Origin of the sequence: Mesorhizobium sp. M2A.F.Ca.ET.067.02.1.1, from assembly GCF_004023285.1 — a bacterium.
In the GTDB taxonomy this organism is placed as follows: Bacteria; Pseudomonadota; Alphaproteobacteria; order Rhizobiales; family Rhizobiaceae; genus Mesorhizobium.
This window is the reverse complement of sequence record NZ_RZSB01000160.1, coordinates 1-9510: the sequence shown is the minus strand read 5'-3', so window position 1 is coordinate 9510 and position 9510 is coordinate 1. Positions and strand designations below refer to the sequence as shown.

Below are 9510 nucleotides of genomic sequence, written 5' to 3'. Positions count from 1 at the left end.
GACAGGGATGGCCTGGAACCAGCGTGCGCATCGCCACGCCCTTCCCGGCCAGCGCGATCGGCAGGGCGCCGGTCACATCGGCAAGCCCGCCGGTCTTGATCAGCGGGAAGATTTCGGGCGTGACCGACAGAACCTGCATGCGCTCCACATTCCGATCTCAACGTGACAGGTCAAAGTGACAATCTGTTGATCAAGCCGTCAACCCGATAGGGTTGATCGGCAGGTCGACAGCTTGTTGATCGACCCTACGGGGTCGACAGCTTGTTGATCATGTCCTGCGTGATCAGGCAGATGCCCTTTTCCGATACGCGAAAACGCTTGGCGTCGAGCGCCGGATCCTCGCCGACCACCAGGCCCTCCGGGATGTTCACGCCATGGTCGATGACGACGCGCTTCAGGCGCGCGTTGCGGCCGACAGTCACGTCGGGCAGCATCACCACCTCCTCGAGCTTGGAGTAGGAATTGATGCGCGCGCCGGTGAAGATCAGGCTGCGGCGCAGCGAGGCGCCGGAGACGATGCAGTCGCCGGACACCAGCGAGGAGATCGCCTCGCCGCGGCGGCCATCCTCGTCATGCACGAACTTTGCCGGCGGCTTCAATTCGGCATAGGTCCAGATCGGCCAGTCGCGGTCGTAGAGATCGAGTTCCGGCGTGATGTCGGTGAGGTCGATATTGGCTTCCCAATAGGCATCGACGGTTCCGACGTCTCGCCAGTAGGGCTCGGACTCATGCGAGGAGCGCACACAGGATTTGGCGAAGCGGTGGGCGATCGCCTTACCGTGCTGGACGATATAGGGGATGATGTCCTTGCCGAAGTCGCGGCTGGAGCCGGGCTCGGCGGCGTCGCGGCGCAGCTGCTCCATCAGGAACTTGGTCTTGAAAACATAGATGCCCATCGAGGCGAGCGCGAATTCCGGCTTGTCCGGAATGCCCGGCGGGTCGGCAGGCTTTTCGACGAAGGCGATGATGTTGTCCTTGGCATCGACATGCATGACGCCGAAGCCGGTCGCCTCCAGGCGCGGCACCTCCAGGCAGCCGACGGTGACGTCGGCGCCGGCATCGACATGCTGGCGCAACATCAGCTCGTAGTCCATCTTGTAGATGTGGTCGCCGGCGAGGATGACCATGTATTCGGGGCCATAGGCCTCGATGATGTCGATGTTCTGGTAGACGGCGTCGGCAGTGCCTTCATACCACTGCGTTTCCGAGACGCGCTGCGACGCCGGCAGGATGTCGAAGCTCTCGTTTCGCTCTGGACGCAGGAAGTTCCAGCCGCGCTGCAGGTGGCGGATCAGCGAATGCGCCTTGTACTGGGTGGCGACGCCGAGGCGGCGGATGCCGGAATTGAGCGCATTGGACAGCGCGAAATCGATGATGCGCGTCTTGCCGCCGAAATAGACGGCGGGCTTGGCGCGCCGATCGGTCAGCTCCTTGAGGCGGCTGCCGCGGCCGCCGGCCAGCACATAGGCCATGGCGTCGCGCGCCAGCGGCTGGGTTCTTTTGATCTCTGCCATTTTGTTACCCTCCCAAACAAGCTGCCCGGACCGAAATCTTAGCAAGGTGAGATATCATCTGCTTCAGTCCGTGACGAATTCCAGCATGATCGTCGACAGCGGCGGCAGCAGCATCGTCGCCGATACGCCGCCCCCTTCTCCGCTCGCCTCGATCATGCCGCCATTGCCCATGCCGGAGCCGCCATAGTCGGCGGCGTCCGTATTGATGATTTCGCGCCACTTTCCCGCCTTCGGCAGCGGCACGCGATAGTTCTCGCGCGGCACCGGCGTGAAATTGGAAATGACGGCGACCGGGTTGCCGTCCGGCGCGCTGCGCAGCCAGGCGAAGACCGAATTGTCGCGGTCGTCGACGATCAGCCAGGAAAAGCCTTCCGGCTCGCAGTCGCGCGCATGCAGGGCCGGGCGCGAACGGTAGAGGTAGTTCAGATCGCGCACCGTCTGCCAGACGCCACGATGCGGCGCGAATTCGAGCAGGTTCCAGTCGAGCGCGCGCGCCTCGCTCCACTCGCGGCGCTGGGCGAATTCCTGGCCCATGAACAGGAGCTTCTTGCCGGGATAGCCCCACATGAAGGCGTAATAAGCGCGCAACGTCGCGAACTTCTGCCAGTCGTCGCCGGCCATCTTGTGGAGCAGCGTGCCTTTGCCGTGCACGACCTCATCATGCGAGAGCGGCAGCACGAAGTTTTCGGAGAAAGCGTAGATCAGGCCGAAGGTGATGTCGTTGTGGTGGTGCTTGCGGAAGATCGGTTCCTTGGAAAGGTACTCCAGCGTGTCATGCATGAAGCCCATGTTCCACTTGAAGCCGAAGCCGAGCCCGCCTTCATGCACGGGGCGCGACACTTTCGGCCATGAGGTCGATTCCTCGGCGATCGTCATCACGCCGGGGTGGTGGCCGTAGAGCTCCTTGTTCATCTTCTGCAGGAAGCTGACGGCCTGCAGGTTCTCGCGCCCGCCCTTCTCGTTCGGAATCCACTCGCCCGCCTTGCGCGAATAATCGAGGTAGAGCATCGAGGCGACCGCGTCGACGCGCAATCCGTCGACATGGTATTTCTCGGCCCAGAACAGCGCGTTGTTGACGAGGAACGACACCACCTCGCGGCGGCCGAAATTGTAGATCGCGGTGTTCCAATCGGGATGAAAACCCTGGCGCGGATCGGCATGCTCGTAGAGCGCGGTGCCGTCGAATTGCACCAGCCCGTGCTCGTCGACCGGGAAATGCGCCGGCACCCAGTCAAGAATGACGCCGATGCCGGCGCGATGCGCGCCGTCGACGAAGCGGGCGAAGCCGTCGGGGTCGCCGAAACGGGCCGTCGGCGCGTAAAGGCCGGTGGTCTGGTAACCCCAGGACGGATCGTAAGGATGCTCCGAGATCGGCAGGAACTCGATATGGGTGAAGCCGGTGTCGACCACGTATGGGATCAGCCGCGCGGCGAGCTCGTCCCAGGAGAGGAACGTTCCGTCGTCGCGGCGCTGCCAGGAGCCGGCATGGACCTCGTAGATCGAGATCGCCTCGCGCCGGGGATCGGCCTTGCGCCAGTAGCCGCGATGCGCCTCGTCGCCCCATTGATGCGCCATTGGCGGCGCCGTCACCGAGGCGGTCGCTGGGCGCAGTTCCGATTCGAAGGCGAACGGGTCGGCCTTGAGCGGCAGGCGCACGCCGTCCGGTCCGATGATCTCGAATTTGTAGGGCTGGCCGGCGGCGAGATCGGGGATGAACAGCTCCCAGATGCCGGTGTCCTTGCGGTCGCGCATGGTGTGGCGGCGGCCACCCCAGTCGTTGAAGGTCCCGACCACGGAGACGCGCCTGGCATTGGGCGCCCAGACGGCGAAATGCACGCCGGTGGCGCCCTCATGATCCATGATGTGGGCGCCGAGCTTATCGAAGAGCCTCAGATGCGAGCCCTCGGCCATGTAATAGTCGTCCATCGGTCCCAGAACCGGGCCGAAGGAATAGGGATCGGTCAGCCACCAGTCTCCGCCGGCATTCCTGGCGTGATAGCGCAGCGGCTGGCGCTTGCGGATCGAGACCTTGCCCTCGAAGAAGCCGGCATCGTCGCGGCGCGAGAGCTCGCCGGCCTCCTTGCCGGTCAGCGTATAGGCGGTGACGAATTCGGCGTTGGGCACGAAGCAGCGGGCGACGAAGCCCTTGCCGGCCTCCTGCACGCCCAGAACCGCGAAAGGATCGCCATGCGTTCCGGCGACAATCGCCGCGACATCGCCGGCTGGCGCCAGTCCGTCCGGCCCGCTTGTCGCAGCGGTCGCGCGCGGCTTCCTCATCAAGCGGTCGCCCTCCCCGGGCATCTTGTTCTGGAGCATGCCTTGGTGCGGCACGCGCCGTTCTTTGTCTTGGCGCATGTCGCGATCCCAAAACCGCTACGCACTTTGGGGCGGCATGCACTAACTTAGTCTTGGTGCATGCCGTGATTTGGGCGGCATGCACCGGGGCCACATTCCTGGTGGCTCATGCAATCATATCAGACGGGCACGTTCCAGATGTCTTTCGCGTATTGGCGGATCGTGCGGTCGGACGAGAACCAGCCGACGCGGGCGACGTTGCGGATTGCGCGCGCGTGCCAGTCGGGGCTGTTGCGCCAGACGGCGTCGACCTCGCGCTGAGAGGCGGCGTAGGAATCGAAGTCGGCCGCCACCATGAACCAGTCGCTCTGGTAGAGGCCGTTCATCAGCTCGCGATAGCGGCCGGGATCGTCGGGCGAGAAGACGCCGGAGGAAATGGCGGACACCGCCTGCGACAGCTCGGGCGAGCCCTCGATCACTTCGCGCGGATTGTAGCCATTGTTGCGCCGCTCGGCGACTTCGGCGGTGGTCAGGCCGAAGATGAAGACATTGTCGTCGCCGACATGTTCCTTGATCTCGACATTGGCGCCGTCGAGCGTGCCGATGGTCAGCGCGCCGTTCAGCGCGAACTTCATGTTGCCGGTGCCCGACGCCTCCATGCCGGCGGTCGAGATCTGCTCGGAGAGGTCGGCGGCCGGCATCATCACCTCGGCCAGGCTGACATTGTAGTTCGGCACGAACACGACTTTCAGCAGGCCGCGCACCGACGGATCGCCGTTGATGACCTTCGCGACGTCGTTGGCCAGTTTGATGATCAGCTTGGCGTTGTGGTAGCTCGGCGCCGCCTTGCCGCCGAAGAACTTCACGCGCGGCATCCAGTCCCGCTCGGGATGCGAGCGGATCTGGTCGTAGAGCGCGATCGCCTCAAGAATGTTGAGCAGCTGGCGCTTGTATTCGTGGATGCGCTTGACCTGGATGTCGAACAGCGCCGACGGGTCGAGCCTGATGCCGAGACGGTCGGCTACGAGCTTGGCGAGCCGCGCCTTGTTCTGGCGCTTCACGGCGGCGAATTTCTCGCGGAAGGCGGCATCGTCGGCCAAGGGATCGAGGCCCTTGATCGCTTCTATGTCATCCATGAAGCGGTCGCCGATCGCCTCGCGGGCAAGCGCGGTGAGGCCGGGATTGCACTGGATCAGCCAGCGGCGGGGCGTGATGCCGTTGGTCTTGTTGTTGATGCGGTCGGGATAGAGCTTGTGGAGATCGGCGAACACCGTCTCCTTCATCAGCTCGGTGTGCAGCGCCGAGACGCCGTTGATCGAATGCGAGCCGACAAAGGCCAGATTGCCCATGCGCACGCGGCGGTCGCCATTTTCCTGGATCAGCGAGATGCGTGCGATCTGGTCGCCCGAGAATTTTCCGGTGGCCCGGGCCTCCAGCAGCACCTGCGCATTGATGGCGTAGACGATCTGCATGTGGCGCGGCAAAAGCCGCTCGAACAGCGGCACCGGCCAGCTTTCCAGCGCCTCGGGCAGCAGCGTGTGGTTGGTGTAGCCGAAGGTGCGCTTGGTGATGTCCCAGGCGAGATCGAAATCCATGCCATGGACGTCCATCAAGAGCCGCATCAGCTCCGGCACCGCCACCGCGGGATGCGTGTCGTTGAGATGGATCGCCGCCTTGTCGGGCAAAGACTTCAAGTCGCCATACTGGCTGAGGTGGCGCTGGACGATGTCCTGCAGCGAGGCGGTCGAGAAGAAATATTCCTGCCTGAGCCTAAGCTCCTGGCCGGCCACGTGGGAATCGGCCGGATAAAGCACACGCGACAGCGCGTCGGCCTTGTTGCTTTCGGCCAGCGCGCCGATGTGGTCGCCGGCGTTGAACTTGTCGAGCAGGATCGGGTCGATCGGCATGCCGGACCAGAGCCTCAGCGTGTTGACGCGCCTGGCGCGCCAGCCGGCCACCGGCGTGTCATAGGCGACGGCCAGCACATGCTCGGTCGGCTTCCAGACGTGGCGCTCCAGCCGGCCGTCCTTCGAAGTGATCGATTCCACCGAGCCGCCGAAGCCGACCTCGAAGGAGCGCTCGCGCCGCTCGAACTCCCACGGGTTGCCGTGGTCGAGCCATGTCTCCGGCAGCTCGACCTGCCAGCCGCCCTGGATTTCCTGGCGGAACATGCCGTTGGCGTAGCGGATCCCGTAGCCATGGGCGGGGATGTCGACGGTCGCCATGCTTTCCATGAAGCAGGCGGCGAGACGGCCGAGGCCGCCATTGCCGAGCGCTGCGTCCGGCTCGAGGCCGGCGATCAGGTCGAGGTCGACGCCGAGCGAGGACAGCGCCTCGCGCATATTCTCCATCAGACCGAGATTGGAGAAGGCGTCGCGCATCAGGCGGCCGATCAGGAATTCGAGCGAGAGATAATAGACCCGCTTTTCCTGCTGGTCGTAGGCTTCCTTGGTCGCCTGGATCCAGTGGTCGACGATGCGGTCGCGCACCACCTTGATCGAGGCGGTCAGCCAGTCATAGGGCGTGGCGACGGTGGTGTCCTTGCCGACCCGGTATTTGAGCGACATCAGGACTTCTTCGGCAAGCGTCTTGGGATCGGGATGGTCGAGGACAGGGGCTTCGATCGTCATGGCGGATGTCATTTCGCCTCTCGTTCAGTTGGCCTGATCATAGCGGCTTTCGCCGTTTCTCCCAGCCCATCCTATCGCATTGCAGCATGCGTTCAATCGATTTAGTGATCGAGCCAGCAGCCTGCCTGCTGCAATTGACCTATCCTGGAGATCAAGCCGCCAGCGCATCCTCCGGCGGCTTCTTGGCGCCGGTCATGAGCGCGACGGCATCCGACATCGAAATCTGCTTGGGATCGACGACGCAGAGCCGACGCCCGAGCCGGTGGATGTGGATGCGGTCGGCCACCTCGAAGACATGCGGCATGTTGTGCGAGATCAGCACGATCGGCAGGCCGCGCTTCTTGACGTCGAGGATCAGCTCCAGCACGCGGCGGCTTTCCTTGACGCCGAGCGCCGCGGTCGGCTCGTCCATGATCACCACTTTCGAGCCGAAGGCGGCGGCACGCGCCACCGCAACGCCCTGGCGCTGGCCGCCGGAAAGCGTCTCCACCGCTTGGCTGATGTTCTGGATGGTCATCAGGCCGAGCTCGGTGAGCTTGTCGCGGGCGCGCTTTTCCATCGCCGGACGATCGAGCATCCGGAACCAGCTGCCGAGCGGGCCCGGCTTTCGGATCTCGCGGCCAAGGAACATGTTGTCGGCGATAGACAGCGCCGGCGACAGAGCGAGGTTCTGATAGACCGTCTCGATGCCGGCCTCGCGCGCCTCGATGGGCGAGCGGAACAGCACCTGCTTGCCGTCGAGCTCGATCGTCCCCTCGTCGGGGATCACCGCGCCCGAGATCGCCTTGATCAGCGTCGACTTGCCGGCGCCGTTGTCGCCGATCACGGCCAGGATCTCGCCCGGATAGAGATCGAAGTCGCAGCTGTTGAGCGCCGTCACGCGGCCGTAGCGCTTGGTGAGACCGCGCGCGGTAAGAACAGGCACTTGGCTCATGATTACACCGAAACCTTTCTGATCCACTGGTCGACCGCGACGGCGCCGATGATCAGCACGCCGGTGAGCAGCACTTTCCATTGCGGGTCGGCGCCCAGCATGTTGAGACCCATCGAGACGACGCCGACGATCATGGCGCCGAACAGCGTGCCGAGGATCGAGCCGCGGCCGCCAAAGAGCGAGATGCCGCCGATCACCGTGGCGGTGATGGCCTGCAGATTGTAGTCGGTGACGGCTGCGGACGGCGAGATCGAGCCATTGCGGCCGATCGAGACCCAGGCGGCGAAGGCGGCGATCAGGCCTGCAAGTGTGTAGACGGCCATCAGCACCTTCTTGGTCTGGATGCCGGAAAGCTTGGCCGCCTCGGGGTCGTCGCCGACGGCATAGACATGGCGCCCCCAGGCGGTGTGGTTCAGCACATACCAGAGCAGCATCACCAGCAGCACCATGGCGATGACGCCGGCCGTCAGCACGGCCGAACCGACCCTGAAACTCAGGGCGAAGAAGTGCAGCAGCGGCGCCTGGGCGTCGACGTCGGCGTCGCGGATCGTCTCATTGGCCGAATAGATGAAATTCGTCGCCATGACGATGTTCCAGGTGCCGAGCGTGACGATGAAGGGCGGCAGCTTCATGTAGGCGACGAGCAGGCCGTTGAGCAGGCCGCAGGCCGCGCCGGCGGCAAGCCCGAGCAGCACGGCCAGGATGGTCGGCATGCCGTAGGTGATGGCGCAATTTCCCATGATCACGGCCGAGATCACCATGATCACGCCGATCGAAAGGTCGATGCCGGCGGTCAGGATGACCAACGTCTGGGCGGCGCCCAGGATGCCGACGATGGCGATCTGCTGCAGGATCAGCGTCAACGTGTAGGACGAAAAGAAGCGGCCGCCGATGGCGACACCGAAGATGATGATCGACAGCACCAGCACGATCAGCGGCACCGCCGCCGGCGTGGAATGCAGGAAATGCTGGGCGCGCTTCACAAACGATTTGCCGTGCTCCTCGAAGGCGGCGACGTTGGTATCGCTGCCCGAGAGAACCTTCTCGAATTCCTGGATTTGGGACATATCTCCTCCCGTCTCACGGAACTTCGTCATGGCTCCGTGCCGCGTTTACGCATTCCGGTCTGTCGCCGGGCTTATCAGCGCTTACGAAAATGCATCGTCCACCCGATGCGGCCGGGGATCAAGTCCCCAGCCGCGAGGTTTGTGCGCTCAGGCGGGCATCAGCCCCAGCACTTGGCGAGGCCTTCCTTGGTGTCGATGGACTTCACGCCGTTGGCCGGCTTGTCGGTCACGAGGTTGACGCCGGTGTCGAAGAAGTTCTTGCCTTCGGTCGGCTTCGGCTTGGTGCCGTCCTTGGCGTAATTGGCGATGGCCTCGATGCCGAGCGCGGCCATCTGCAGCGGATATTGCTGCGAGGTGGCGCCGATCACGCCTTCGGTGACCGACTTCACGCCTGGGCAACCGCCGTCGACCGAGACGATCAGCACCTGCTTTTCGAGACCGACGGCCTTGAGCGCCTGATAGGCACCGACGGCGGCGGGCTCGTTGATGGTGTGGATGACGTTGATGGTGTTGTCCTTCTGAAGAAGGTTCTCCATCGCCTTGCGGCCGCCTTCCTCGTTGCCGTTGGTGACGTCATGGCCGACGATGCGCGGATCGTCCTCGTCGCCGATCTTGTTGGCATCCTTCACGTCGATGCCGTAGCCCATCATGAAGCCCTGGTCGCGCAGAACGTCGACGGTCGGCTGCGAGGGGGTGAGGTCGAGGAAGCCGATCTTGGCGTCCTTGGCCTTGTCGCCAAGCGTGGCGGCGGCCCAGGCGCCGATCAGCTTGCCGGCTTCGAGGTTGTCGGTGGCGAAGGTGGCGTCGGCGGCATCGATCGGATCGAGCGGCGTGTCGAGCGCGATGACCAGCAGGCCGGCGTCACGCGCCTTCTTCACCGTCGGCACGATGCCCTTGGTGTCGGACGCGGTAATCAGGATACCCTTCGCGCCGTCAGCGATGCAGCTTTCGATCGCCGCCACCTGGCTTTCGCTGTCGCCGTCGATCTTGCCGGCATAGGTCTTGAGGTCGACGCCAAGCTCCTTGGCCTTGGCGGTCGCGCCCTCCTTCATCTTGACGAAGAAGGGGTT

At 64.1% G+C, this 9510-nt stretch carries 7 protein-coding genes; all 7 read right to left on the bottom strand.

The window, feature by feature from the left end:
* Positions 1–139, bottom strand: a 139-nt coding sequence (locus tag EOA28_RS13815) for a glycogen/starch synthase (protein WP_148670712.1), incomplete at its 3' end; no start/stop codon positions are given.
* 106 nt (positions 140–245) lie between these two features.
* The gene (glgC, locus tag EOA28_RS13810; protein ID WP_127250108.1) at positions 246–1514 is read right to left on the bottom strand and encodes a glucose-1-phosphate adenylyltransferase; all 1269 of its coding nucleotides are present in this window, start codon (positions 1512–1514) and stop codon (positions 246–248) included.
* A gap of 63 nt (positions 1515–1577) precedes the next feature.
* Entirely contained in the window at positions 1578–3791 is a 2214-nt protein-coding gene (gene glgB / locus EOA28_RS13805) for a 1,4-alpha-glucan branching protein GlgB (protein WP_128314967.1), read from the bottom strand.
* Positions 3792–3988: 197 nt separating this feature from the next.
* Positions 3989–6451 (bottom strand): glycogen/starch/alpha-glucan phosphorylase, encoded by a 2463-nt coding sequence (locus EOA28_RS13800; protein ID WP_127250107.1) that lies wholly within the window; start codon positions 6449–6451, stop codon positions 3989–3991.
* Between the two features lie 139 nt (positions 6452–6590).
* On the bottom strand, positions 6591–7373 hold the full coding sequence (locus EOA28_RS13795; protein ID WP_126078422.1) for an ATP-binding cassette domain-containing protein: 783 nt from the start codon (positions 7371–7373) through the stop codon (positions 6591–6593).
* A 2-nt stretch (positions 7374–7375) separates the two neighbouring features.
* A complete protein-coding gene (locus EOA28_RS13790) occupies positions 7376–8440 on the bottom strand; it encodes an ABC transporter permease (RefSeq protein WP_041005280.1) in 1065 nt (354 codons plus the stop codon).
* A 158-nt stretch (positions 8441–8598) separates the two neighbouring features.
* A partial coding sequence (locus EOA28_RS13785; RefSeq protein ID WP_148670711.1) for a sugar ABC transporter substrate-binding protein occupies positions 8599–9510 on the bottom strand: 912 nt, incomplete at its 5' end.